General features: G+C 68.4%; 2 pseudogenes. Both read right to left on the reverse strand.

Annotation, left to right across the window (positions count from 1 at the left end):
- Positions 1 to 171: pseudogene (locus KUM32_RS44540) on the reverse strand (ectoine/hydroxyectoine ABC transporter permease subunit EhuC); the annotation flags it as partial.
- Positions 168 to 545, reverse strand: a pseudogene (locus tag KUM32_RS40785) (transporter substrate-binding domain-containing protein); the annotation flags it as partial. The pseudogenes KUM32_RS40785 and KUM32_RS44540, both read right to left, overlap by 4 nt.

Raw genomic sequence — 545 nt, forward strand, 5'->3', positions numbered from 1 at the left:
GAAGACCTCCACGTAGAAGCCGGTCAGGAAGCGGACGATCCACAGCCGCGAGGTGCGCGCGATGCCGACGCCGAAGGCCACCAGGGTGGCGAAGACCGCGCTGTAGAGCGTGAGCTGGATGGTGATCCAGATGCCGGGCAGGAGCCAGTGCTCCCACAGTCCCGCGGTCATGAACACAACTCCTTGGCCGTGAGATCGGTCATCTCCGTCTCGGTGAAGCCGAACGGCCGCATGACGCGCAGGAGTTCGCCGCTCTTCTTCATCTTGTGCAGCTCCACGTTGAAGGCGTCCCGGAGCCTGGTCTCCTCCGGGCGGAAGGCGAACCCGCCCGCGCCGATCGCCGGCTTGCCGTCGGCGTCCAGCGCCTGGAACGGCTCGGTCGCCTCGGCCTTGCGGCTACCGCGCTGCTTGACCACGTTGTGCACGGTCACGGTGGTCCCGGCGAACACGTCCACGCGGCCCTGTTCCACCGCGAGCAGCCCCGCGAGCTGGTCGGGCAGCACGGTGATCTCCGAGCGCTTGACGCCCGCCGTGACCGCGTAGCC

It is taken from the genome of Streptomyces sp. AC627_RSS907 (assembly GCF_019049165.1).